Here is a 23838-nt window from a genome sequence, read left to right as displayed (position 1 = left end):
ATCCTCCCCGGCGCTATCTGGTTTCCGTCGTCTGCAGCGCCGCCTTTTCAGCCTCGGTCAACGCGCGATGGCCGTAGCTCAGCACCCGGGTCATCTGCCATTGCCCGTCCTTGTGCTGCCAGACCATCACGAACTTCGCACTGCCTTCGCAGTGACCGGTCGCCACCTCGCAGAAGCGGTGCTCGCCTTCCTCGATCGCGCCGAAGTTCTTGATCGGGTAGACCTTGAGCGTCCCTGGAACCCGTTCGCGGCGGACCTTGTGGCAAATGTACTTGCGCGTGTTGGAGACCACCGTGTCGCGATCGAAGCTGGCCCCGCCGCTGTCGTGATAGAACTCGACGGTCGGCGAAAAGTAGCGGGCAAAGGTCTCCAGGTCGCAGCGGTTGTACGCGTCGAAGACCTGGTCATCCAACGCGGTGATGGTGCGCGTGAGGGTGGCTGCCTCCACGGCCTCCTCGCCAGCGGACGCTGACAGGGGCGCGAGCATGCCGGCAGCCACGAGCAGGGCGGCGAAAGCGGTGGGGCAGTGTGTCATCGGGGGTGCCTGCTTCAATCGGACCAGAGCGGGCGCCAGGTTTCGCATGGGCCGGGGCGTCCTTCAAGTGTCATTCGGAACGATGACCTGTGGGCACGGCAGAACGCACATGGCTCCGGCGTGTTACAGCGTGCTGGAATCCACCCGCTGGCGGCCAGCCTGGGTCAAATCGATGTCGCCGTCTTCCGCCTGGGCCGCGTAGCCGGCCTTGACCGCCCAGTTGGCGGCTTCATCGCTGACCGGACGCGTGGCGTTGATGTCGCGCAGGATCTGCCGCTGTTCGTCGGTCAGGTGCGTTGCCGCGCTCGTCCCGGTGCCGCCGCTCATGGCGCGCGGGCCTCGACGCTGACCACGCCCTGGGCCAGCCGCGCCCGCTTGGCGCGCCGATGGTTCACCCACCACACCAGCCCCGGCAGGCCGTACAGCAGTGCACCGGCGAGCAGAAAGATCTTGAAGGCGGCATTCATGGCGGTCTCTCTCCGTGCGGTATGGCGTTGGTGCGTCGTGATCGGCCCAAGGTGCGGTGGCGCGCACCGGATCCTGCAGCGGCCCCGGCCGCGATCCCAGCGCTAGTTCAGCGCAATCGCCGTGAAGGCGCTGTCCCTTCCTTCACTGTCGCACGTTCAGCGGGTGTGATCCCGGTGTTGCTGCAACCCGCCCGTTCAAGACGACGCATGCCACCGCCCGGCGAGGGATACCCCGAGCCGCCCGGCGCTCGTCGCCTGACCGTCATCACGTCGTCGTCTGGCGCCCTTACAACGGGAGCCACTGGCGACGCCAGGGGCGCTCAGTGAGATCGGCCCTCAAGTTCAGCGCGGTCCCGCCGATACCGGTGCGTCCTTCCGCCTGGAGTGCGTGATGTCGGTCGTCCCCCGTCGCCTGTCGTTGTTCGTCGCCCGTCTGGGCGATCGGTTCCGCTTCCGTCTCGCCCAGCCGACCCGGCTGGCCGCGCTCGGCCGCCTCAGCGTGGCACAGAAACTCAGGGCCAGCCTGCTGATCTGCGGTCTGGGCCTGTTTGCGGTCGCCGTCGTCTACGGCTGGACGCGCCATGATACCGAGCGTGCAGCCGAAACCTTCGCCGCGCGCCGGCAGGAGGCCGCACTGGCGGCCACGCTGGCGACCGAGATCGCCGATGCGCGGCGCCTGCAGACACGGTATGCCAGCACCTTCGATGACAGCGATCGCGAGGCGTTGCAGGCCGCGCAGCAGCGCCTGCAGGCGACCCTGGGCCAGCTGCAGCGCGATCCCCACGATGCCGGAAGCGCCGGGGCGCTGCGCGAGCTGGCTTCCCGCGCGGGTGACTTCGCCGAGGGCATCAGCGCATTGAATGCCCGGGTGGATGAGATGGGGCGCGGCGATGCTGGCCTGCGTGCGCAGTTGGAGGCGGCGGCTGCCACGCTGGAGGCCAGCGTCGAGGCCAGCGCGCGCCCGGTGGTGATCGCCCAGCTGCAGAAGATGCGGCGCGAGGAAAGCCTGCTGCTGCTCACCGGTGATGCGGCGCACACCGATCGTGCCAGCGAACAGAAGCTGCCGTTCGATCTGTCCCTGGCGCAGGCGCGCCTGGATGCAGAAACGCAGGAAGCGCTGCGAAGGCAGATGGAGGCGTATCAAGGGGCGCTGCTGGCCTACACCGCCGCCCGCATCGGGCTGGATGTGGAGGCGCAGTCACTGGCCGAGACCGCGGCCCAGATCGGGCCCGGGCTGCAGGCGCTGCAACAGGCGCAGACGCGGGCCTTGGCCGCGGCACGCGAGCGACAGGCCGCGCGGGCCAGCACCATGGGGGTCGTATTCGCGTTTACCCTGCTGCTGGTGGCGGTGGTGCTGATCGCCACCTTGCTGCTGGTGCTGCGCGCGGTCCGTCAACCGATCCGCGACACGCTGCGCTTTGCCGAGGACATCGCCGATGACCGGCTCGACACCGTGCTGACCATCCACAATCCGCACGATGAGATCGGCCAGCTGGCCGCGCGCCTGCGCCACATGCAGCAACGGCTGCGCGAGCGGATCGAGGCCGAGCGCGCCGTCGCGCGCGACAACACCCGCGCCCGCCAGGCGTTGGACAGTGCGCAGACCGGCGTGATGGTGCTCGACGGCGAGGGGCGGATCGGCTTCCTCAACCAGGCGCTGCTCACCGAACTGCAGCTCACGCACGCGGACTGGAGCGGCCAACCGGCGGCCGCCCTGCATCCGGCCTTCGCCAGCCTGTTGCCGAGGCTGCAGCGCGGCCAGCGTGCCAGCCGGGACATCGAGCACGCAGGCGTCCGCTACCAGCTGGTGATCACCCCGATCGTGGAGCACGACCAGCTGCTGGGGGCGGCGGTGGAGTGGCGCAGCCGCGCGCTGGAAACCACCGTGGAGAACGAGGTGGCCGCGCTGGTCGATGCGGCCGCGCGGGGCGAACTGCATGGGCGGATCGCGGTCGAGGACAAGCAGGGCTTCGTAAAGACGCTGGCGCTGAGCATCAACCACCTGCTCGATACCTTCCAGAGCAACCTGTCCGGATTGCAGGGGCTGCTCTCGGCGTTGTCGCAGGGCGATCTGCGCGTACGCATGCAGGGCGATTTCCACGGTGTGTTCGCGCGCCTGCGTGACGATGCCAATGCCACGGTGATGCAGCTGACCGACATCGTCGCGCGCATCCAGCAGGCCTCGGTGGCGATCAACCATGCCGCCGGCGAGATCGTCGCCGGCAACCACGACCTCTCCGATCGCACCGAGCGCCAGGCGGCGCATCTGGAAGAAACCGCTTCCTCGATGGAGGAGCTCGCGGCCACGGTGCGGCAGAACGCGGATTCGGCGCAGCAGGCCAACCAGCTGGCGATACGTGCGGCCGAGGTTGCGGCCCGCGGCGGCGAATCGGTGGCGCAGGTGGTGACCACCATGGCCGATATCGCCCTGTCCTCGCGGCGGATCGGGGAGATCACCGGGGTGATCGACGGAATCGCGTTCCAGACCAACATCCTGGCCCTGAACGCCGCCGTGGAAGCGGCGCGGGCAGGCGAGCAGGGGCGCAGCTTCGCGGTGGTAGCCAGCGAAGTGCGTTTGCTGGCACAACGCAGTGCCGACGCCGCGCGCCAGATCAAGCAGCTGATCGAAGCCTCGGTCGAGCGCGTTGATGCGGGTACCCGGCAGGTCGACAGCGCAGGCGCGACCATGGGCGAGATCGTCGGCAGCGTGCAGCGGGTGACATCGATCATGGCCAGCATTTCGGCCGCGTCGCAGCAGCAGACCGCGGGCATCGAGCAGGTGAGCCAGACGTTGCTGCAGATGGATGGCAGCACCCAGCAGAATGCGGCGCTGGTGGAGGAGGCCTCGGCCTCGGCGCGCGCGCTGGATCGCCAGGCCTCCCTGCTGGGCGAGGCGGTGGATGCCTTCGTCATGACTGCACCGCCGTGCGCGCGCGTGCGGGCGACGGCTTGAGGCCGGCGTCAACACCGCACTCACGGGTCTTCACCGGCAGTGAGCCGACGCTGTGGTTCGCTATTGTTCATCCATGAAGACCTCCACGCGCCGGCCGTCGCCCTCTACTGCCCCGGATACCTTCGTGCGCGTCCGGGGCGCACGCGAACACAACCTCAAGAACGTGGATGTCGACATCCCGCGCGATGCGCTGGTGGTGTTCTCCGGCATCTCCGGCTCGGGCAAATCCTCGCTGGCGTTCGGTACGCTGTATGCCGAAGCACAGCGGCGCTACCTGGAGTCGTTGTCGCCCTATGCGCGGCGGCTGATCGACCAGGTCGGCGTGCCGGATGTGGATGCGATCGAAGGGCTGCCACCGGCCGTGGCCCTGCAGCAGCAGCGCGGCACCGCCAGCGTGCGCTCCAGCGTCGGCAGCGTGACCACGCTGTCGAGTCTGCTTCGGATGTTGTACTCGCGCGCCGGTACCTATCCGGCCAAGCAACCCATGCTGTACGCCGAAGACTTCTCGCCGAACACGCCGCAGGGCGCCTGCCCGAACTGCCACGGCCTGGGCTACGTGTATGAGGTGACTGAACAATCGATGGTGCCCGATCCGTCGCTGAGCATCCGCGAGCGCGCCATCGCCGCATGGCCGCCGGCGTGGCACGGGCAGAACCAGCGCGACATCCTGGTCACGCTGGGCTACGACGTGGATGTTCCCTGGCGCGATCTACCGAAAAAGCAGCGCGACTGGATCCTGTTCACCGAGGAACAACCGGTGGTGCCGGTGTATGCCGGCTTCACTCCGGCCGAAACCCGCGCCGCCGTGCGTCGCAAGGAGGAGCCCAGTTACATGGGCACCTTCAGCGGTGCCCGCCGCTATGTGCTGCATACCTTTGCCACCACGCAGAGCGCGATGATGAAGAAGCGGGTGGCGCGCTACATGATCGGCGCCGAGTGTCCGGTCTGCGATGGCCGCCGGTTGAAGCGCGAAGCGCTGTCGGTCACGTTCGCGGGCATGGATATCGGCACACTCTCACAGCTGCCGCTCAGTGCCATGGCCCAGGCGCTGCGACCGGCAGCGGAGGGCCACTTCGAGGCGCCGGCGGCCACTGCCGCCCGCAGCCGCCGCGCCGGCCGCCAGGCCACGGCCAAGCGCGTGGCCGCCGGTGGCAACGCGCACGCCGGCGGCAGCGACGTACGCAGGACGCCGGATCTGTCCGAGGAAAAGCGCATCGCGGCCCAGCGCATCGCGCACGATCTGGTCGAGCGGATCGGTACGTTGCAGTCGCTGGGGCTGGGCTATCTGTCGATGGACCGCGCGACCCCTACCTTGTCGCCGGGCGAACTGCAGCGGCTGCGTCTGGCCACGCAGATCCGCTCCAGCCTGTTCGGCGTCGTGTACGTGCTCGATGAGCCCACCGCCGGCCTGCATCCGGCCGATGGCGAGGCCCTGTACGACGCACTGGCCCAGCTCAAGGCCGGCGGCAACACGCTGTTCGTGGTGGAGCATGATCTGGAGATGCTGCGCCGTGCGGACTGGCTGGTGGATGTCGGCCCCGGTGCGGGCCAGCACGGCGGCCAGGTGCTTTACAGCGGTCCGCCGGAGGGGCTGCGCGCGGTGGAGGCCTCGGTCACCGCGCCGTATCTGTTCCAGAACGGTGCCGGCCCGCGCCGCACGCCGCGAGCGCCGTCCGGCTGGCTGGGCCTGCAGGGCGTTCACCGCAACAACCTGCATGGCGTGGATACACGTTTTCCGCTTGGGGCGTTCACGGCGGTGACTGGTGTCTCCGGCTCGGGCAAGTCGAGTCTGGTCAGCCAGGCGCTGGTCGAGCTGGTCGGCGAGCACCTGGGGCAGGAGCCGGTGATCGAAGAGCTCGACAGCGAGCTGCCGCAGCCCAGCCGCATCGAACGGACCCGTGGCCGGTTGAACGGGGCCAAGGCGATCAAGCGCCTGGTCAACGTCGACCAGAAGCCGATCGGGCGCACGCCGCGCTCCAACCTGGCCACGTATACGGGGCTGTTCGATCATGTGCGCCGTCTGTTCGCCGGCACGCGCGCGGCCAAGGCGCGCCGCTACACCGTCGGCCGCTTCTCCTTCAACGTCGCGGCAGGCCGCTGCGAAACCTGCGAGGGCGAGGGCTTCGTCCACGTCGAGTTGTTGTTCATGCCCAGCGTCTATGCGCCGTGCCCGACCTGCCATGGTCAGCGCTACAACGCCAAGACCCTGGAGGTGCAATGGAACGGCCGCAACATCGCGCAGGTGCTGGCGATGACGGTGGAGGAGGCGTTGGCGTTCTTCGCCGACGAGCCGCCCGTGCAGCGGCCGCTGCAACTGCTGCGGGATATCGGCCTGGGCTATCTGCGTCTGGGCCAGCCGGCCACGGAATTGTCCGGTGGGGAGGCGCAGCGGATCAAGCTGGCCACCGAGCTGCAGCGCAGCCAGCACGGCAACAGCCTGTATGTGCTGGACGAGCCGACCACCGGCCTGCATCCGGCCGATGTGGACAAGCTGATGACGCAGCTGCACGGCCTGGTCGACGCCGGCAACACGGTGGTGGTGGTCGAGCACGACCTGCGTGTCGTCGCCGACGCGGACTGGGTGATCGATGTGGGGCCGGGCGCGGGCGAGGAGGGCGGCAGGATCGTCGCCGAAGGCACGCCGGCCCAGGTCAGTCGCGCCAGGCAGGGCGCCACCGCGCGCTATCTGCGCCGCTGGTTTCCCTGAGCGGCGCCGTGCACCTCAGTACACGTCGCGGCGGTAGCGTCCGTCGTCGAGCAGGGCATCCACGGCATCGTTGCCGAGCACCTCGCGCAGCACGGCATCGACGCCTTCGGCCATGCCGTGCAACGAGCCGCATACGTAGAGGCTGCCGCCCAGGTCCACCCACGCCCGCAGTGCCTCCGGTGCGGCGCGCAGGCGGTCCTGCACATAGCCGCCGCCGTCCGGATCGCGCGAGAACGCCAGGTCCACACGGCTGAGGTGACCCTGCGCCCGCCACGCCTCGATCTCCTCGCGGTACAGGAAATCGTGCGCGCGGGTGCGCTCGCCGAACACCAGCCAATGCCCGCGATCGCCCTGCGCGTCGGCTTCACGCAGCAGGCTGCGCAGACCCGCGATGCCGGTGCCGTTGCCGATCAGCAGCATCGGGGCGTGCTCGGGATGGCGATGGAAGCCGGTGTTGCGACGCACGCGGGCATGAATGTTGTCTGCCTCCCTGGCATGCACGCACAACCAGCCCGAGCCCAGTCCGTGGCGGCCGTCGGGCAGATCGGTCAGGCGGATCACCGACTGCACGGCACCATCGCCGGGCACCGAGGCGATCGAGTATTCGCGATGCGGCAGCGCAGGCAGTCGTGCGAGCCAGCGGGCAGCATCGGGTGCTGCAGCGGCGTCCACTGCCTCCGCTGTCTCAGGCAGCACACGCGCGGCAGCGGCCTCGACCAATGCCGTGATGCGTCCATCGACCGTCACCGGCGCCTGCGGATCCAGACCGTTGCGAGCCAGCACCGACAGCACATGCGCACGCGCGTGGCGCGGCGCCATCTCCAGGATGTCGCCGGCCTGCCAGTGCGCGTGCGCCGGCGGCCGCAGGGACACCTGCCAGATCGCCCCGGCGGCGCTGCCCGGATTGAGCTGCGCGCGCGCATCCAGCGCCCAAGGGTGCAGTTCAACCGGTGCCGGCAGCGGGGTGTGATCCTCCACCCCGGTCAGCACACCCAGCTGCTGCTGCCAGTTCGCCAGCGGCACGGCATCGGTGCGGTCCACCTCGATGCTGGCGAACAGTCGTTGCGCACCCTGCGCCACCAGCCAGCTGTCCACCTGTCGCGAGAAACCGCAGAAGCGTAGGTATTCGCGGTCGCCGAGCCCGAGCACGGCGTACGCCAGGCCCTGCAGCGCGGTGGACTGCGCCACTACCCGTCGCTCGAACGCACGCGCCGCATCCGGCGCTTCGCCATCGCCGAACGTACTGATGACGAACAAGGCCTTGTCCGTGTCCGCGAGCAACGCCGTATCCACTTGCGCGAGCGGCCGGACGTGCACCGGCAGGCCAGCCGCCTGCAACTGCGCCGCCGTACGCCAGGCCAGCTGTTCGGCAAAACCACTCTGGCTGGCAAACGCCACCAGCCACGGCTGCCCGGTGCCGACGGCCGCCGCGAGAGGCAGCCGTGAGGCACGCACCTCGCGCTTCTTGCGGCGGCGGTCCAGATACAGCATCCAGCCGGTGATGAAGAACACCAGCATGCCCAGGCTGGACAGCATCACGATGACCCGCCCCGGCAGCCCGAAGAAGCTGCCCGAGTGCAATGCGAACACACTGACGATGATCTTGCCGCCGGCATTCCTGGCGCGGTACGGCGCGTAGGCGAGCAGGGCACCGGTGGCCGGATCCAGCTGGACGATATCCTGCGCGCGGTCATGGGCGGCATCGCCGCCCTGCACGCGGCTGGTCAGCGGGCGGCCCGGTGTGGCCGGGAAGCGCAGATCGATGTAGCCGCGGCGCACACCCTCCAGGCCGTACAGCGTCGCCTGCACCTTGCCCAGATCCAGCGGGCCGCGGCTGGCGCGCCGCTCGCTTTGCTCTGCGTCTGCCCCGCCGAGCAGCGTGGTGGCGCCCTTGCGGTACCAGTCGAACGACCACCACAGCCCGGTCAGCGCGATCATCAGGTAGACCAGCAGGACCCAGGTGCCGACCACCGAGTGCAGGCTCCACAGGAAACTGCGCCCGTTGCGCGACCACTCCACCGCCAGCCAGGTGCGCCAGTGCCACCAGCGTCGCGGCCAGCGCAGATACAGACCGGACAGACAGAAGAACACCAGCGCGATCGCGCAGCTGCCGGTGATCAGGCTGCCGCGTTCGCCACTGACCAGGTGGCGGTGCAGGTCTTCGACGAAGGCGAAGAAATCCAGCCCCTTCAGCTCGGTCAGCACGGTACCCGTGTACGGATCGAAGTGGCGCCAGTTCGCCTGGCCGCCGTCGAAACGCGCGACCGACAGGCGCTGCCCGGTGGCATCCACGCGCAGCCGCTGCAACGGCTGTGGCATGTCCTGCTGCAACCGCGGCAACAGCGCGGTGAGCGCCAGCGGCTGCTCGCCGGCCGCATGGCGTTGCACGACCTGCGCAAGCGCAGGATTGGCCGCGCGCATGATCTCGTCTTCAAAGGCCAGCGTGGCCCCGCTCAGGCCCATCACCGCCAGCACGGTGCCGGCAGTGATGCCCAACAGCCAGTGCAGCTGGAAAACAACGGTCTTCAACATGCGGGCGGTTCCGGCGGCAAGGCGAAGCAGGCCCGGCTGTAGATGAGAATGGATCTCGTCATTGTTGGGTGCAGGGCAGGGGCGGTCAATAGCCCAACGCGGGCCAGCGCGGCATCCCTATCAAACCGTTACCGATCCCCCGGGCGTCAGTGCCGTGCCCAGGCCTCGATCTCACCGGCCGCAAACGGCCCCAGCTTCTGTTTCACGATGCGCCCCTGCGCATCGACCAGCACTGAATACGGCAGCAGGCCCTGTGCATTGCCCAGCCGCACGCTGGCGTCGGCTGGGCCGGGGGTATCGAGCACGATCGGGTAGGCGACCGGGATGCGGGTCAGGAAATCGCGCACGCCCTCGGGCGTATCCAGCGCCAGCCCGAGCACCTGCACGCCGGTCGCGCCCTGGGCATCGGCAAAGGCGGTCAGCGCGGGCATTTCCTCCACGCACGGGCCGCACCAGCTGGCCCAGACGTTGATCAGCAGCGGACGCCCGTGGAAGCTGGCCAGGTCCTGCGGTTCCCCTTGGAGGTCCGGCAGGGTGATCGCCGGCATCGGATCACCCGGTTGGGCGGCGACCACCACCGACCGGGGCGGTGGCGGGGCCTTGGCCGGGCGCTCGTCATGCCCGGCGAACCAGACGCCGGCGCCGATCCCGAGCACGGCCGCGATCACGACCACCACGACCGTCCGGCGTGGTGGCCGCAGGCTCATCGCGCGGTCCGCAGCAGCGCTTCTTCCACCAGCGCCTGGGTCAGTACCGTCGGCAGCACGGTCGGCGGTGCGCCCGGGCCATAGACCACATACAGCGGCACACCGACGGCCTTGTGCTCATCCAGGAACGCGGTGATCTGCGGGTCGACATTGGTGTAGTCGCCGCGCATGTACACCGCGTTGGTCCGGCGCAGGGTGTCCTGGAACGCGTTGGTGCCCAGCACGGCGCGCTCGTTGGCCTTGCAGGTCACGCACCAGTCGGCCGTCATGTTGACGAACACGACGCGGTTGTCCTGGCGCAGCCGGTCCAGCATCTGCGGCGAGTACTCCACCACGTTGTCGCTGGCCGCCTGCGCGGCCTTGGCCGGCGGCGCCATGCGGGTCACGCCCCAGATCGGGTACAGCGCGCCGAGGACCAACAGCAGGGCCAACAGGCCGCCCACACGCTGACTGCGCCAGCGGCTGCGCTCGAACCACCACAGCGCCAGCGACAGGATCACCAGGCCACCCAGCACCAGCGCCATCGCGTCCACGCCGCGCTGCTTGCCCAGTACCCACAGCAGCCAGATCGCGGTGCCGTACATCGGGAAGGCCAGCACCAGCTTGAGCGTTTCCATCCACGCGCCGGGGCGCGGCAGGCGGCGGGCCAGCGAGGGCACGAAACCGATCAGCAGGAACGGCAGGGCCAGGCCCAGGCCGAGCGCCAGGAATACCAGCATCGCCTGCAGGCCGGGGGCAGCGAAGGCGTAGGCCAGGGCCGGGCCCATGAACGGGGCCACGCACGGGCTGGCCACTACGCAGGCGAGCACGCCGGTGAAGAAATCGCCGACCGGGCCGCTGCGCGAGGCCAGCGACTGGCCGACACCGCCCATGCTGCCGCCCAGGGTGAACACACCCGACAGGCTCAGGCCAACGGCGAACATCAGATACACCAACGCGGCGATGAACCACGGGTGCTGCAGCTGGAAGCCCCAGCCCGCGGCCTGGCCCGCCGCACGCAGCGCGATCACCAGTGCACCGATGGCGGCGAAGGCGACCAGCACGCCGGCGGTGTACCAGAGCGCATGGCTGCGCGCGCGCTGACGGCTCTCGCCGCTCTGCGCCACGCCCAGCACCTTCAGCGACAGGATCGGCAGCACGCAGGGCATCAGATTGAGGATCAGGCCACCGGCCACGGCGAACAGCAGCAGCACCAGCAGGTTGCCCGGCGCGGCGGCCGGGGCGACCGGCGGCGGGGTGCGCTGCGCGTTGTCGGCGCTGGCATCCGGGGTGGCGGCGGTGTCGCCCGGCACGGCCAGCGCGGGTTCGTTCGGGCGGATCAGCATCGGCTGGCTGCCGGTGCCGGCATCACCGCGGGCCTGTGCCCGTTTATCGCGATTGGGCAGGGGCGCGATGACCTCGGTCTTCTGCGCGACCTCATCGGCCTTGGCATTGATCGTGCCGGCCGGCAGCGCCAACTTCACCCGGCGCGTCATCGGCGGGTAGCAGATGCCATCGGTCTGGCAGCCCTGGAAGGTGATCACCAGCGTGGCATCGGTGGCGTTGGCCGTGCTGCGGCGCAGTGGCAGCGGCACGTCGATCTGGTCGAAATACACCGCCACATCGCCGAAATGCTCATCGCGATGCGACTTGGCGGCCGGCCACGTCGGCTTGTCCGCGCGGATGCCCGGCGCGCCTTCCAGTGCCAGCGAAGTGCGGTCGCGATACAGGTAGTAACCGGGTGCCGGGGTGAAACGCAGCAGCACGGTGTTGCCATCGCCGACGATCGCATCGAAGCCGAAGGCGCGCTCGGACGGCAGCGGCAGCGCCTGGGTGTTGCTGGTGCCGGGCAGGCGCAGGCCACTGCCGGTGTTGCCGGCCAACGGGGTGTTGAACGGGGACGCGGCAGCGCTGGCGGCGGTCGGGGCGGTGCCAGCGCCGCTGCCACCGGCCGGCAGCTTCACCTGCAGCGTGCGCTTCTGCGGCGGGTAGCACACGCCGGCATCGGCGCAGCCCTGGTAACGCACTTCCAGCGTCACGGTGTCGGTGCCGTCGGCAGCCTTGCCCGGCAGCACGCCGGTCAGGCGTTCGCGGTAGGTCTCCACCTCGCCGAAGAAATCGTCGTGATGCTTCTTGCCGGCTGGCAGCTGCAACGCCTCGGCGTCGAAACCGGCATCGGCCTTGACCGTGGTGCGGTGGCGATACAGGTAATAGCCCGGGGCGATCTTCCAGCTGATCTCCACGCGATCGCGGTCACGCGCCTGCGCAGTCAGCCCGAAGGCTTCATCGACCGGGAGCAGGTCCTTTTCGCTGACCGCCCAGACCGGCAGGGAGACCACGAGCAACGCGCACAGCGCGGCAACACGACGAAACAGCGTCATCAATCACTTTCCTCACGGGTCTGCGCCCGAATCCAATCCAGGTACGCCGGTAGGCCGGCGCGGGTTTCGACCGCGATGCACTCGGGGAGTTCATACGGATGCAGGGCCTGCACGCGCGCGATCGCGGCGTCCAGGCGGCTGCCGGTGGTCTTGATCAGCAACTGGACCTCGTGGTCCTCGGTGACCTCGCCCTGCCAGCGGTAGGTCGAATGCGCCCCGTCCAGGCGCGTCACGCAGGCTGCCAGGCGTTCGTCCACCAGCGCGTGTGCCAGCCGCGTGGCGCAGGCCACGTCGGGGCAGGTGGTGAACAGCAGGAAGACGGGATCGGCAATCGACATGACCGCCGAGTATAGGACCGCCAGAGGTCAATGGTCCGACCGGCGCCGCGAGGGGGCGCCGGTCGGCCGGGCTCAGTTGGCCAGCTGGCAGGTGGTCGGCTTGGCCGAGGTGAACAGCGTCGGGGTGGCCCACTCCGGGTGGTCGATGAACGGATTGCGGTTGCCCTGGAAACTGAAGATCACCTCGTTGCGAGCGCGTTCTGCCGCGTCCGGCGGGTCGGACAGGTGCCAGTCGATCAGGGTCGAGAGCAGGCCCATGTAAGCCGGCGAGGCCGACGTTTTGACGATCCTGCTGCGGTCGTCGGTCAACTCCAGGTCCGGCTCGGACTGCCCGGTTTTGGCATCTTTACCGCCTTCATAACGGATCGCCATGTACATCACCGCACGCGCCATATCGCCCTTGCGGTGGCCCCACACTTCGAACGAGCCGCCATTGCCATCCGGCGTGCGCACCCAGTTGGAGGTGCCCGGGTAGCCGCCGCTGCCGCCGCCGAAACCATTGTTGGCCTCGGTCGCGCGTTCACCGCAGTTGCTGTCGCATTTGGCAAACGGCTTGTTGCCGCGGTCCGCATTCCACTGCGCATCGGTCAGGTACAGCATGTGGGTGTCGGTATACGGCGCGTACGGCAGGCCCTTGTCGCCGGTGGTGCTGGCAAAGCCCAGCGAGTTGGGCCAGGTGTGCTCGCGGTTGTAGGTCAGCCCGCTGCCGGTGCCTGCGCGCCCGCTGACCTTGGTGTAGCTGCGGTTGCGGTAGGCATCGAGGATCTTGCCGCTGTTGTTGGGATCTTCGTCGGCGATTTCCAGAATGGTCCAGGTGCTGGTGCCCGAGCCGCTGTAGGGGTAGGCGGTGTGCCCCTTGATGGTCTCGTGCAGCGAGCAGCGCAACTGGCTGGGGGTGGAGGTGTTGACCCGGGCGTAGTACTCGCCGGGCGTGCCGGGGTTGCCCGGATCGGGCGTGGTGGCGGTGGCCACGGTGAAGGCGATGCGGGTATCGGCGGCCGGGCGGGCGCCTTGGGCATCCTTCACGCGGGTGGCGCGGATGTCGAAGCGGCAGGCTTCACCGGCCACCAGCGCGGTGTTGGTGGCCAGGGTGAAGCGGGTACCGGTGGTCGGGTGGCTCAGGACGACCGTGCCGGACTGGCCGCAGCTCAGCGCGAAGGCACCGCTGGCGAGGGTGACCGGCTCACTGAAGGTGACGCTCAGGTCGGCGGCGGCCGGGAAGGTGCTGGCGCCCTGCTCGGGGGTGGTGGCGGTGACCGAGGGCGCGGTATTCGGGCCGGTCGGGCCGCCGCCGCTGAAGGTCTGGCCGTGGTTGCAGGCGCCGAAGCTCTGTGTGGCCGATTCGGCCCAGGTGAAATGCGCGTACTGGCTGCCGGTGCCGGTCAGCTGCAGGGAGGTGCCCGGGGCGGTGCTGTTGGTCTCGCTGACCGGGAGGTTCTGGCTGGTCAGGCCCGCCGCAGGACCCCCGGCGGCGGTGATGGTGCCCTCGTAGCTGAGGAACTGGACCACCTTGCCACTGGGATCGACCAGGGCGATGCCGTCGTTGGGACCGTTCTGGATCCCGTTGGTCGGGTAGCTGACCGTGGCCAGCCGGGCGCTGCCGCAGCTGGCGGTGCCGGCCGGGACCGCGTTGCTGGCGTAGACCGCGGCGGCTGAAGGGTTGCTGCCGTTGTAGAGATAGAGCCGGTAGCCGGACAGGTCTTCACCGGCGGTGGCGACCACTTCGATCGCCTCGCCGACGTCTCCGGCCGGGGTGCTGTCGTCGTAATGCAGTTCATTGATGAATACATCGGCCCGGGCCGGGCTGGTGGCCAGCACCAGCAGGCAGGCCAGGGACAGCGGCGTCAGCAACCTCATCTACGGCTCCTTGTGATTGGTCAGTGCCGCTCGAATCTACGCAATCCAGATGACACATCGATTGGTCTGTCGGATTCGACCTTTCGCATTGAGAACTGCGTCAAACATTCACGCGTGGGCCCGGATCGACAAAAAAAACCGGTCGCCTGCCCTTGAAAGGGATGGGGCCAGCACCATCTCTGCTCTGTCCCGCACCGTCGGGTTTTTTCGTGAGCGTGGCTGGCAGTCGCCCTGTGCGAGTGCTAACATCGCCAGACTTTCCTAGACCAATCAACAACTTAAAAGGGTCTCACATGAGCATCAAGCCGCTTCATGACCGCGTCGTAGTCAAGCCGATCGAAGCCGACGAAATCTCGTCCGGCGGCATCGTGATTCCGGATTCCGCCAAGGAAAAGTCGACCAAGGGTGAAGTCGTGGCCGTCGGCCCGGGCAAGCCCCTGGACAACGGCAGCGTGCGCGCGCCGTCGCTGAAGGTCGGTGACAAGGTCATCTACGGCCAGTACGCCGGCAGCAGCTACAAGTCCGAAGGCGTCGAGTTCAAGGTCCTGCGCGAAGACGACATCCTCGCCATCGTCGGCTGAGTGATGCGGCCGGCCCTGTGCCGGCGCTTCCGCACTTCCTCCCGTTCAAGCAGCCGGGCATGGCCCGGCTCTACATAAAAAGGTAATCGCAATGGCTGCCAAAGATATTCGTTTCGGTGAAGACGCCCGCGCCCGCATGGTGCGCGGCGTCAACGTTCTCGCCAATGCCGTCAAGGCTACCCTGGGCCCGAAGGGCCGCAACGTCGTGCTCGAAAAGAGCTTCGGCGCGCCGACCATCACCAAGGACGGCGTCTCCGTCGCCAAGGAAATCGAACTGGCTGACAAGTTCGAGAACATGGGCGCGCAGATGGTGAAGGAGGTCGCGTCGCGCACCAACGATGACGCCGGCGACGGCACCACCACTGCCACCGTGCTGGCCCAGGCCCTGATCCGCGAAGGCGCCAAGGCCGTTGCTGCCGGCATGAACCCGATGGACCTCAAGCGCGGTATCGACAAGGCCGTGATCGCCGCCGTCGCCGAGCTGAAGAACATCTCCAAGCCGACCGCTGACGACAAGGCCATTGCCCAGGTCGGCACGATCTCGGCCAACTCGGACGAGTCGATCGGCAACATCATCGCCGAAGCGATGCGCCGCGTGACCAAGGAAGGCGTCATCACCGTTGAAGAAGGCTCGGGCCTGGACAACGAGCTGGACGTCGTCGAAGGCATGCAGTTCGACCGTGGCTACCTGTCCCCGTACTTCATCAACAACCAGCAGTCGCAGACCGCTGACCTGGATGATCCGTACGTGCTGCTGCACGACAAGAAGATCTCCAACGTGCGCGACCTGCTGCCCGTGCTGGAAGGCGTCGCCAAGGCCGGCAAGCCGCTGCTGATCATCGCCGAAGACATCGAAGGCGAAGCGCTGGCGACCCTGGTGGTCAACACCATCCGTGGCATCGTCAAGGTCGTGGCCGTCAAGGCACCGGGCTTCGGCGATCGTCGCAAGGCGATGCTGGAAGACATGGCCGTGCTGACCGGCGGCACCGTGATCTCCGAGGAAATCGGTCTGTCGCTGGAAAAGGCGACGATCAAGGACCTGGGCCGCGCCAAGAAGGTGCAGGTCTCCAAGGAAAACACCACGATCATCGATGGCGCCGGCGAGAAGGCCAACATCGAAGCGCGTGTCACCCAGATCAAGACCCAGATCGAAGACACCTCGTCCGATTACGACCGTGAAAAGCTGCAGGAACGCGTGGCCAAGCTGGCCGGCGGCGTTGCCGTGATCAAGGTCGGTGCCTCGACCGAAATCGAAATGAAGGAAAAGAAGGATCGCGTCGACGACGCCCTGCATGCGACCCGTGCAGCCGTTGAAGAAGGCGTGGTCCCGGGCGGCGGCGTTGCCCTGGTCCGTGCGGTCACCGCGCTGAGCGGCCTGAAGGGTGCCAACGAAGACCAGAACCACGGCATCCAGATCGCCCTGCGCGCGATGGAAGCCCCGCTGCGCGAAATCGTGGCCAATGCTGGCGAAGAGCCGTCCGTGATCGTCAACAAGGTCAAGGAAGGCACCGGCAGCTTCGGCTACAACGCCGCCACCGGCGAGTTCGGCGACATGCTGGAATTCGGCATCCTGGACCCGACCAAGGTGACCCGTTCGGCGCTGCAGAACGCTGCCTCGATCGCCGGCCTGATGATCACCACCGAAGCGATGGTTGCCGAAGCCCCGAAGAAGGATGACGGCGCTGGCGCAGCTGGCGGCGGCATGGGTGGCATGGGCGGCATGGGCGGCATGGACTTCTGATGTAGAGGCCGGCCTACGGTCGGCACACATCGGTCCGGTAGGTACCGACCGTTGGTCGGTACCGCCATGCGCCAACGTACGACGAAAAACCCCGCCGGAAGGCGGGGTTTTTTTGTGCGCGCATCACGGGCTCACAGCGCGCTGGTCGGCGCCTGGATCTCATCCTCCAGCCAGCGCAGGAATGCCGCGATGGCCGGGTTCTCCTCGGCGCCGGGCAGGGTGACGGCGTAGTACGCAAACCGCGTCGGCCACGGCTGATCCAGTACGACGGCCAGCCGCCCGCTGGCGACTTCGGATTCCACATACAGGTCACGCACCAGCGCGATGCCCTGGCCCGCTTCTGCGGCGCGGATCAGCAACACGTCATCATCGAACGCCGGGCCACGTTCGATGCGCGGATCGGATGGCAGGCCGAGCGCGCGGAACCACAGCGACCAGTCACTGCGGTCTGAATCCTGCAGCAGCGGGTACTGCAGGCAGTCCACCGCCGAGTGGATGGGTGGACCGTCGGCGAGCAGTGCCGGGCAGGCCACCGGCAACAGCACCGGCGCCGCCAGCGGGCGTGAGACCAGGCCGGGATACTCGCCGAGACCGTGGCGGATGGCGATGTCGATGCGATCGCGACGCAGATTCGCCAGCGCCGATGAGGCCTCCACACGCACTTCGATCGCCGGGTGGCGTTCGGTGAACCGGCCCAGCCGTGGCACCAGCCAGGAGGCGGCGAAGCTGGGCACGGTGCTGAGGGTGAGGGTCTGCCGCGCGTGGATGGCGTCCAGCGTGGCCATGCTGTCCTGGATCTGATCGAACGCGCGCAGCAGGGCAGGGTGCACCTGTGTGCCGGCCGGGGTCAGTGCGACCCCGTGAGGGGTGCGGGTGAACAGCACAACGCCGGTGCGCGCCTGCAGCAGTTTGAGCTGCTGGCTGATCGCCCCCGGGGTGACCCCCATGACCGCAGCAGCGGCCTTGAGGCTGCCATGACGACCGGTTTCGACGAAGGCGCGCAGTGCGAGCAGGGGAAGGACGGCGCCCATGACCTTAGATTTTCTCTCTTGGCAGTGCAGGAAGAATCGTTCTACAGAGCGCGTTGGCCTGCGTAGCATCGTGATCATGTTGAATCGATGTCGTTTAGTCCAGCTGCATTGATCCAGCCCTGCTGCGCGACCCCCGCCCGCTGTTCCGCCTGCCAAGGAGACCGCTGTGTCCCCCGTTTCGCTGCACCTGTACACCGACAGCTCGCCCAACGGCTTCAAGATCACCATCGCGCTGGAAGAACTCGGCCTCCCTTACGTACTGCATCACGTGCGCATCGACGAAGGTGAGCACCGCCATCCCGATTTCCTGCAACGGCATCCGCACGGCCGCATTCCGGTGCTGGTCGACGAGGCGACGGGTATCACCGTGTTCGAATCCGCCGCCATCCTGCTGTATCTGGCCGAGCAGAGCGGACGGCTGTTGCCCGACGCGCCACGCGCGCGCTGGGAGGCCATCACCTGGTTGATGTTCCACTCGGCCAGCGTCGGGCCGATCCTGGGGCAGCGCGTGCACTTCGAGATGTTCGCCGACGCGCCCTACGCACCCGCCATCGAACGCTACCGGCGCCTGAGCGCCGAGTTCTTCGCCACCCTGGACCAGCGCCTCACAGGCCGCTCATGGCTGGCAGGCGAGGCGTACTCCATCGCCGATATCGCCGGCTATGGCTGGACCCATATCGCCCGGCTCATCGGCTTCGATTTCAGCGCCTACCCGCACCTGAGTGCGTGGCACGCGCGCATGTCGCAGCGGCCCGCCGTACAGCGTGGGGTGCTGCTCCCCGAACCGGCCACCGGCCCCTGACCCAGGAACGACCACGATGACCCTGTTGACTGATATCACCCCGATGCAGGCGCCACTGACCGGCGCATCCGCACCGACGTTCGCCCGCCATGCCGGTTACCAGCGCATGTTCCGCGAGGGGGCGCTGACGCTGGGTGTGTTCCTGCCCCTGCGCTTCTATCAAGGCGACATGCAGGTGCTGGCCGGGCAGGCGGATCTGGTGAGCCAGCTCGACCGTGACGGCTTCGCTGCGGCCTGGGTGCGCGATGTGCCGCTGTTCGATCCGCTGTTCGGCGATGCCGGGCAGGTGTTCGATCCGTTTACCTATCTGGCCTTCCTGGCGGCACGCACGAAGCGGCTGGCGCTGGCCACGGGCAGTGCGATCTTCTCGCTGCGCCACCCGATCGATCTGGCCAAGTCGGCCACCACCATCGACCAGCTGTCCGGTGGGCGCCTGGTGCTGGGCATCGCCTCCGGCGATCGTCCGGTCGAGTTCCCCGCGTACGGTCTGGAGCATGCCGACCGCGGCCAGCGCTTCGCCGATTCGGTGCTGTACGTCAGGCAGCTGATGCAGCACGGTCCCTTGCATATCGACTCGCCACTGGGCGCGCTGCAGGGCGCAGAGCTGTTGCCCAAGCCGGTGGCCGGGGCGATTCCCTTGCTGGTGACCGGCACCTCGCGCCAGACACTGGACTGGGTCGGGCAGCATGCCGATGGCTGGCTGACCTATCCCGAGGCAACCCATCACGCGGGCGGACCGCAGCGCCTGGCCGACAAGATCCAGGCATGGCGCCGTCTCATCCCCGACGGTGGCTTCCGCCCGCATGTCACCAACGAATGGCTGGATCTGGTCGAGGACCCGAACCATCCCCGCACGCCGCTCAATGGCGGCTACACGCTGAGAACCGGCCGCAACGGATTGATCGATCTGCTGGGCGAGTGGCAGCGTGCCGGCGTGAACCATGCTGCGCTGGGCATCCAGTTCTCGCAGCGCCCGGCGGGCGAGGTGCTGCAGGAACTGGCCGAGTACGTACTGCCGTTGTTTCCTTCGCATGACGGGCCTTTGCCGGCGCGTATGCACTGGTAAAGGGGGTGGCTGGAATCCCTGCGCTATGGCTGGGCGTGCCCGTCGCCGCGGATGGCGGCTTCGGCGTTGCGTGCACGCCGGTCCAGCCATAGCTTGGTGGGCAAATACGTCAGCAACGCGCCGATCAGCATGCCCTGCGAAAAGGCCATCGGAAACTGGCTGGCCACCACAGCGCCGGCGGCCATGCCGACCAGGCCCGCTCCTGCAGCCTTACGCTGACGCTTCAGTTGTGCGGCGCTGGCAAGATGCCGTGCCCGCACGGCATCGCGCTTGGGTTCGGGTTGCAGCATGGCATCCGCCACGGCTTCAGCTTGAGAACGGTCCATCCGCTTGTCCTTGCGTCGGTGGTGATGGCTTCATCCTGCCGCGGGACGGCTCCCGCGTAAACCCCTACTCGCGCACCATCTGCGCACGCGGGCCGCGCCTTCGCGCCGAGTTCGCACCGCCTGCGCAGGCGGCGCGGATGGTGGCCGACATCGAACGCATGAACGCGATGACCGAACAGGTACTCGACTACGCGCGTGGCGAACTGGAGCCTACGTCGATGCAGACGCTGGACATGGCGGCCCCGCTGGACGAATGCATCCAGTCCGCGCGCCTGCGCGGTGTGGACTTCCACAGCGGCCTGGCCGGGCCTCTGCCATGGCACGGTGACGCGCTCATGCAGACTTTCCAGCGCGGCATGAAGGCTCGCGCAACCGCGCCACCGGCGGGACCGGTCTGGGGCTTGCGGTGGTCCAGGGCGCGGTACGCCAGCGCGGAGGTCAGCTCTCGCTGCTGGACAGGCCGGGCAGCGGGTTGATCGTACGGCTGAAGTTGCCCGCAGTAGCAGCAACGTAGGCGGGAGCCTTTCTCTCCGAGCGCAACGACGATATAATTAGCCGCCGTACTATTCCGGATCCGCCTGCATGCTGGAAATCAAACACCAGGCTTTCCTGAGCGAACTGGCGCGACGTGGCCAGCCGGATACGGGGGAATTGGCGCTGTGTTTCCAGGTGCTGTCGCTGGCCAGCGCGATCGACCAGGACTGCGCGAGTCGTCTGGCACCGCTGGGCCTGAGCGAAGGGCGTTTCGTGCTCCTGTTCCTGCTGCGCGGTGCGGATACGGCCTTGTCGCCCCACCAATTGGCCGAGCGCGCCGGCGTCACCCGTGCCACCGTTACCGGCCTGCTGGACGGGCTGGAGCGCGAGCAGCTGGTGAGCCGCCACAGCGACCCCGATGACAAGCGGCGCATCCACGTGCGGCTGACCCGGGCGGGGCAGACACTGTCGGCGCGCCTGTTCGACCAGCAGACGCAGTGGATCGCCTCGCTGTTTGCCGACATCAGCGCCACCGAACGCCAGGTGCTGGGCACGCTGCTGCACCGCGTGTGGTCGCGCACCGATGCGGGGCGCACCTAATGAAAACGCCGATCACCCGCGAGCGGCGCGGCCAGCTGGATCGGGGCGAGACCGAAGCGGCCCACTTGGCCGAAGTGCTGGCCGTCGATTTTGCCCGGCTGATGGCCCATGTCGCGCCGACCTTGCCGGCCTCGGCGCTGGCCCCGATGCGCAACGCCGCCAAGCTGGGCATCACCCTGCGCATGCAGGGCGCTGCCACGCTGCTGCGCGCGCATGGGCATGGCGATCATGCCCACTGGTCACGGCACGCCAGCGACACCGTGCGCGGCTGGGCCTGTTACCTGATCGGCAGCGATCCGGCGCTGACCCTGGAGCGCAAGCTGGATGCCCTGCGCGCGTTGGCCGACGATCCGCACTTTGGCGTACGCGAGTGGGCGTGGCTGGCCGTGCGCCCCCACATCGCCGCCGAGCCGCTGCGGGTGCACGCGCACCTGCAGGCCTGGGCCCAGGATGCGTCGCCGAACGTGCGCCGCTTCGCTTGTGAGGCACTGCGCCCGCGCGGGGTATGGGCCGCACATATCACCTTGTTCAAGCAGGAACCCCACCATGCGCAGGACCTGCTGGACGCACTGTGCTGCGACGCTTCGCGCTACGTGCAGGATTCGGTAGGCAACTGGCTCAACGACGCCGGCAAGACCCAGCCGGACTGGGTCCGCGCGCTGTGCAGCCAATGGCAGCAGCGCCATGCCGATGATCCGGCCAACAGCTACATCCGCAAGCGCGCCCTGCGCTCGCTCTGACCCAAGGAATGCCATGTCGTACATGCTGATCGAGCTTTACACCGCCACCCCCGCCTGGACCGCGCTGGACCCGGTATCGCGCGGGGCGCTCTTCGCCCGCATCGGCGCGGGCATGCAGCATGTCGATCCGGCACGGATCAAACCGCTGGCCATGGGCCCGCTGGATCCTGACGTGCCGCGCAGCAGCGCAGAGCAGTTCTACGCCGTGTGGCAATGCAGCGACCGCACGGATGCTGATGCGCTGCTGGCCGCTATTGACGCGACCGGCTGGCACACCTACTTCACCACCACCCACATCGCAGGCGCGTCGGGCGGACTGCAACAGCACCTGGCCGAACTTGCGGCGCTGCCGGGCATGAGGGCGGGCAACGGCTGAACACCGCGGCCCAGTTGCGAATGAAACATTTTGCGCCGCACAAAAGCTGTGCTATCAATACTCCCCAATGAACGCACGCCCCGCCAATGCCTACTTTTGGTATTACTTTCCGAAGCCACCGGCGGAGGAAGGCATGCGCTCACCCTGAAGAAACCTTCAGACGCATTCCCGAAAGCCGCCAGCGCACCTGGCGGCTTTTTTGTTGCCGCCGCGCTGGGGACCCCCACTTCCAAGGAGTTTTCCCCCATGCCCCCGCACACCGATGACCTGCGCATCCGCAAGATCGAACCGTTGACCCCGCCGGCCCAGCTGCTGGCCATGCTGCCCTGCGACGACGAAGCCTCCGACACGGTCAGCGCCTCGCGCGCGGCCCTGCACGAGATCCTGCACGGCCGCGATGACCGCCTGGCGGTAGTGATCGGCCCGTGCTCGATCCACGATCCGGTGGCCGCCATCGAGTACGCCCAGCGCCTCAAGCCGCTGCGTGACGCCTTTGCTGACGAGCTGGAAATCGTCATGCGCGTGTACTTCGAGAAGCCCCGCACCACGGTGGGCTGGAAGGGCCTGATCAACGATCCGGACCTGGACGGCAGCTTCAACATCAACAAGGGTCTGCGCGTGGCGCGTGGTCTGCTGCGCGACATCAACAAGCTCGGCCTGCCGGCCGGCGTGGAATTCCTGGACGTGATCTCGCCGCAGTACATCGCCGATCTGGTGGCCTGGGGCGCCATCGGCGCACGCACCACCGAAAGCCAGGTGCACCGCGAACTGGCCTCGGGCCTGTCGTGCCCGGTCGGCTTCAAGAACGGTACCGATGGCAACATCAAGATCGCCGCCGACGCGATCGGTGCTGCGTCGAATCCGCATCACTTCCTGTCGGTGACCAAGGAAGGCGGCACCGCCATCGTCGCCACCGCCGGCAATCCGGATTGCCACGTCATCCTGCGCGGCGGCAAGACGCCCAACTACGACGCCACCCATGTGGAAGCGACCAGTCAGACCCTGGCCAAGTCGCACCTGGCCGCGCGCATCATGATCGATGCCAGCCACGCCAACAGCAGCAAGAACCCGGAAAACCAGCCCAAGGTCATCGCCGACATCAACGCGCAGCTGGCCAACGGCGAAGAGCGCATCGTCGGCGTCATGGTGGAAAGCCACCTCGTGGCCGGTCGCCAGGACCTGGTCGACGGCCAGCCGCTGACCTACGGCCAGAGCATCACTGACGGCTGCATCGGCTGGGACAGCTCGCTGGCCGTGCTGGAAAGCCTGGCTGAAGCGGTGCGGGCGCGGCGGGCGGTGCGGATCAGCGAAGCGGCGTGAGCCGAAGGTGCGCCCACGACGGCGCAGGAAACCACCTGCGTCGCATGGGCGGGCGCATATTGATCCGTGCGTCTTCGCCCATCGCGCCATGACGTTTCCCGGCAGAGCCACCCCATGGGTGGCTCTACCGGAGGCGTGTCGCCGCTGCTTCAACACCACGGTGACGGCGTAGGTGGCACGTCTACCTACGCGTTGATGCGGGCGTTCCCTATGTATCGCGGGAGATCAACGACGTAGCGTGAACCCTCTGGTACCCACGGGGAGCACGACGTTGAGCGCAGCGCAAGATGTGTGTACAGTGTATATACAACCTCCTGGATCGCCC

At 67.9% G+C, this 23838-nt stretch carries 20 protein-coding genes and 1 pseudogene; 11 read left to right on the top strand and 10 right to left on the bottom strand.

Going from position 1 to position 23838, the window contains the following annotated elements; genetic code table 11:
- Positions 1 to 13 precede the first annotated feature (13 nt).
- The 3 genes from ABE546_RS06195 to ABE546_RS06185 form a co-directional block, all read right to left on the bottom strand.
- The gene (locus ABE546_RS06195) at positions 14 to 583 is read right to left on the bottom strand and encodes a nuclear transport factor 2 family protein (protein WP_346462956.1); all 570 of its coding nucleotides are present in this window, start codon (positions 581 to 583) and stop codon (positions 14 to 16) included.
- Between the two features lie 75 nt (positions 584 to 658).
- Positions 659 to 862, bottom strand: a complete 204-nt coding sequence (locus ABE546_RS06190) for a hypothetical protein (RefSeq protein WP_313209021.1) — start codon at positions 860 to 862, stop codon at positions 659 to 661.
- A complete protein-coding gene (locus ABE546_RS06185) occupies positions 859 to 1002 on the bottom strand; it encodes a hypothetical protein (protein ID WP_179459899.1) in 144 nt (47 codons plus the stop codon). Before ABE546_RS06185 ends, ABE546_RS06190 begins: the two co-directional genes overlap by 4 nt.
- A 391-nt stretch (positions 1003 to 1393) precedes the next feature.
- Between ABE546_RS06185 and ABE546_RS06180 the strand changes: the two genes are divergently transcribed.
- Positions 1394 to 3955 (top strand): methyl-accepting chemotaxis protein, encoded by a 2562-nt coding sequence (locus ABE546_RS06180; RefSeq protein ID WP_346462955.1) that lies wholly within the window; start codon positions 1394 to 1396, stop codon positions 3953 to 3955.
- A gap of 73 nt (positions 3956 to 4028) precedes the next feature.
- Entirely contained in the window at positions 4029 to 6662 is a 2634-nt protein-coding gene (locus ABE546_RS06175; protein WP_346462954.1) for an excinuclease ABC subunit UvrA, read from the top strand.
- Between the two features lie 15 nt (positions 6663 to 6677).
- Here the strand turns inward: ABE546_RS06175 and ABE546_RS06170 are convergent, their stop codons facing one another.
- From ABE546_RS06170 to ABE546_RS06150, 5 genes are all read right to left on the bottom strand, one after another.
- Positions 6678 to 9194 (bottom strand): sulfite reductase flavoprotein subunit alpha, encoded by a 2517-nt coding sequence (locus ABE546_RS06170; protein WP_346462953.1) that lies wholly within the window; start codon positions 9192 to 9194, stop codon positions 6678 to 6680.
- Between the two features lie 146 nt (positions 9195 to 9340).
- Positions 9341 to 9901 carry a TlpA disulfide reductase family protein gene (locus tag ABE546_RS06165; RefSeq protein ID WP_346462952.1) on the bottom strand — a complete coding sequence of 187 codons (561 nt, stop codon included), beginning with the start codon at positions 9899 to 9901 and terminating at the stop codon, positions 9341 to 9343.
- Positions 9898 to 12261 carry a protein-disulfide reductase DsbD domain-containing protein gene (locus tag ABE546_RS06160; protein WP_346462951.1) on the bottom strand — a complete coding sequence of 788 codons (2364 nt, stop codon included), beginning with the start codon at positions 12259 to 12261 and terminating at the stop codon, positions 9898 to 9900. The genes ABE546_RS06165 and ABE546_RS06160 overlap by 4 nt, the downstream gene beginning before the upstream one ends.
- Positions 12261 to 12599, bottom strand: coding sequence for a divalent-cation tolerance protein CutA (gene cutA / locus ABE546_RS06155; RefSeq protein ID WP_019183549.1), 339 nt, complete (start codon positions 12597 to 12599; stop codon positions 12261 to 12263). The genes ABE546_RS06160 and cutA overlap by 1 nt, the downstream gene beginning before the upstream one ends.
- A 72-nt stretch (positions 12600 to 12671) precedes the next feature.
- The gene (locus ABE546_RS06150; RefSeq protein WP_346462950.1) at positions 12672 to 14456 is read right to left on the bottom strand and encodes an endonuclease; all 1785 of its coding nucleotides are present in this window, start codon (positions 14454 to 14456) and stop codon (positions 12672 to 12674) included.
- A gap of 293 nt (positions 14457 to 14749) precedes the next feature.
- Between ABE546_RS06150 and ABE546_RS06145 the strand changes: the two genes are divergently transcribed.
- Positions 14750 to 15037, top strand: a complete 288-nt coding sequence (locus tag ABE546_RS06145; protein ID WP_019183551.1) for a co-chaperone GroES — start codon at positions 14750 to 14752, stop codon at positions 15035 to 15037.
- A gap of 91 nt (positions 15038 to 15128) precedes the next feature.
- On the top strand, positions 15129 to 16778 hold the full coding sequence (gene groL / locus ABE546_RS06140) for a chaperonin GroEL (RefSeq protein WP_019183552.1): 1650 nt from the start codon (positions 15129 to 15131) through the stop codon (positions 16776 to 16778).
- Positions 16779 to 16909: 131 nt separating this feature from the next.
- On the opposite strand, the gene ABE546_RS06135 is transcribed toward groL, so the two are convergent.
- Positions 16910 to 17809 carry a LysR substrate-binding domain-containing protein gene (locus tag ABE546_RS06135; protein WP_313209028.1) on the bottom strand — a complete coding sequence of 300 codons (900 nt, stop codon included), beginning with the start codon at positions 17807 to 17809 and terminating at the stop codon, positions 16910 to 16912.
- 166 nt (positions 17810 to 17975) lie between these two features.
- Here ABE546_RS06135 and ABE546_RS06130 point away from each other — a divergent pair, with 166 nt between their 5' ends.
- Together ABE546_RS06130 and ABE546_RS06125 are read left to right on the top strand one after the other, a co-directional pair.
- On the top strand, positions 17976 to 18611 hold the full coding sequence (locus tag ABE546_RS06130; protein WP_346462949.1) for a glutathione S-transferase family protein: 636 nt from the start codon (positions 17976 to 17978) through the stop codon (positions 18609 to 18611).
- Positions 18612 to 18627: 16 nt separating this feature from the next.
- Complete coding sequence (locus tag ABE546_RS06125; RefSeq protein ID WP_346462948.1) at positions 18628 to 19677, top strand: LLM class oxidoreductase; 1050 nt, start codon at positions 18628 to 18630, stop codon at positions 19675 to 19677.
- Between the two features lie 23 nt (positions 19678 to 19700).
- Here ABE546_RS06125 and ABE546_RS06120 read toward each other — a convergent pair whose 3' ends face one another.
- Entirely contained in the window at positions 19701 to 19979 is a 279-nt protein-coding gene (locus ABE546_RS06120; RefSeq protein ID WP_346462996.1) for a hypothetical protein, read from the bottom strand.
- Positions 19980 to 20092: 113 nt separating this feature from the next.
- On the opposite strand from ABE546_RS06120, the pseudogene ABE546_RS06115 reads away from it, so the two are divergent.
- The 5 genes and pseudogenes from ABE546_RS06115 to aroG all read left to right on the top strand — a co-directional run.
- A pseudogene (locus ABE546_RS06115) lies at positions 20093 to 20517 on the top strand (ATP-binding protein); the annotation flags it as partial.
- 68 nt (positions 20518 to 20585) lie between these two features.
- Positions 20586 to 21077: a MarR family transcriptional regulator gene (locus tag ABE546_RS06110; protein WP_346462947.1), complete on the top strand. Its 492-nt coding sequence runs from the start codon at positions 20586 to 20588 to the stop codon at positions 21075 to 21077.
- Positions 21077 to 21817: a DNA alkylation repair protein gene (locus tag ABE546_RS06105; RefSeq protein ID WP_346462946.1), complete on the top strand. Its 741-nt coding sequence runs from the start codon at positions 21077 to 21079 to the stop codon at positions 21815 to 21817. Before ABE546_RS06110 ends, ABE546_RS06105 begins: the two co-directional genes overlap by 1 nt.
- Before the next feature lie 13 nt (positions 21818 to 21830).
- Positions 21831 to 22193, top strand: a complete 363-nt coding sequence (locus tag ABE546_RS06100; protein ID WP_346462945.1) for a DUF6616 family protein — start codon at positions 21831 to 21833, stop codon at positions 22191 to 22193.
- Between the two features lie 246 nt (positions 22194 to 22439).
- Entirely contained in the window at positions 22440 to 23513 is a 1074-nt protein-coding gene (gene aroG / locus ABE546_RS06095) for a 3-deoxy-7-phosphoheptulonate synthase AroG (RefSeq protein WP_320488880.1), read from the top strand.
- Positions 23514 to 23838 lie beyond the last annotated feature (325 nt).

The organism is Stenotrophomonas sp. TWI377 (genome assembly GCF_039674525.1).
Taxonomy (GTDB): Bacteria; Pseudomonadota; Gammaproteobacteria; order Xanthomonadales; family Xanthomonadaceae; genus Stenotrophomonas.
This window is presented reverse-complemented; position numbering and strand designations above follow the sequence as displayed.

What these genes read in the sequence shown, in the direction of transcription:
- ABE546_RS06170 (WP_346462953.1), bottom strand. Translation starts at nt 9,194, where the DNA reads ATGTTGAAGACCGTTGTTTTCCAGCTGCACTGGCTGTTGGGCATCACT.
- ABE546_RS06105 (WP_346462946.1), top strand. Translation starts at nt 21,077, where the DNA reads ATGAAAACGCCGATCACCCGCGAGCGGCGCGGCCAGCTGGATCGGGGC.
- ABE546_RS06175 (WP_346462954.1), top strand. Translation starts at nt 4,029, where the DNA reads ATGAAGACCTCCACGCGCCGGCCGTCGCCCTCTACTGCCCCGGATACC.
- ABE546_RS06110 (WP_346462947.1), top strand. Translation starts at nt 20,586, where the DNA reads ATGCTGGAAATCAAACACCAGGCTTTCCTGAGCGAACTGGCGCGACGT.
- ABE546_RS06100 (WP_346462945.1), top strand. Translation starts at nt 21,831, where the DNA reads ATGTCGTACATGCTGATCGAGCTTTACACCGCCACCCCCGCCTGGACC.
- cutA (WP_019183549.1), bottom strand. Translation starts at nt 12,599, where the DNA reads ATGTCGATTGCCGATCCCGTCTTCCTGCTGTTCACCACCTGCCCCGAC.
- ABE546_RS06160 (WP_346462951.1), bottom strand. Translation starts at nt 12,261, where the DNA reads ATGACGCTGTTTCGTCGTGTTGCCGCGCTGTGCGCGTTGCTCGTGGTC.
- ABE546_RS06165 (WP_346462952.1), bottom strand. Translation starts at nt 9,901, where the DNA reads ATGAGCCTGCGGCCACCACGCCGGACGGTCGTGGTGGTCGTGATCGCG.
- groL (WP_019183552.1), top strand. Translation starts at nt 15,129, where the DNA reads ATGGCTGCCAAAGATATTCGTTTCGGTGAAGACGCCCGCGCCCGCATG.
- ABE546_RS06180 (WP_346462955.1), top strand. Translation starts at nt 1,394, where the DNA reads ATGTCGGTCGTCCCCCGTCGCCTGTCGTTGTTCGTCGCCCGTCTGGGC.
- ABE546_RS06145 (WP_019183551.1), top strand. Translation starts at nt 14,750, where the DNA reads ATGAGCATCAAGCCGCTTCATGACCGCGTCGTAGTCAAGCCGATCGAA.
- ABE546_RS06185 (WP_179459899.1), bottom strand. Translation starts at nt 1,002, where the DNA reads ATGAATGCCGCCTTCAAGATCTTTCTGCTCGCCGGTGCACTGCTGTAC.
- ABE546_RS06135 (WP_313209028.1), bottom strand. Translation starts at nt 17,809, where the DNA reads ATGGGCGCCGTCCTTCCCCTGCTCGCACTGCGCGCCTTCGTCGAAACC.
- ABE546_RS06150 (WP_346462950.1), bottom strand. Translation starts at nt 14,456, where the DNA reads ATGAGGTTGCTGACGCCGCTGTCCCTGGCCTGCCTGCTGGTGCTGGCC.
- aroG (WP_320488880.1), top strand. Translation starts at nt 22,440, where the DNA reads ATGCCCCCGCACACCGATGACCTGCGCATCCGCAAGATCGAACCGTTG.
- ABE546_RS06125 (WP_346462948.1), top strand. Translation starts at nt 18,628, where the DNA reads ATGACCCTGTTGACTGATATCACCCCGATGCAGGCGCCACTGACCGGC.
- ABE546_RS06190 (WP_313209021.1), bottom strand. Translation starts at nt 862, where the DNA reads ATGAGCGGCGGCACCGGGACGAGCGCGGCAACGCACCTGACCGACGAA.
- ABE546_RS06195 (WP_346462956.1), bottom strand. Translation starts at nt 583, where the DNA reads ATGCGAAACCTGGCGCCCGCTCTGGTCCGATTGAAGCAGGCACCCCCG.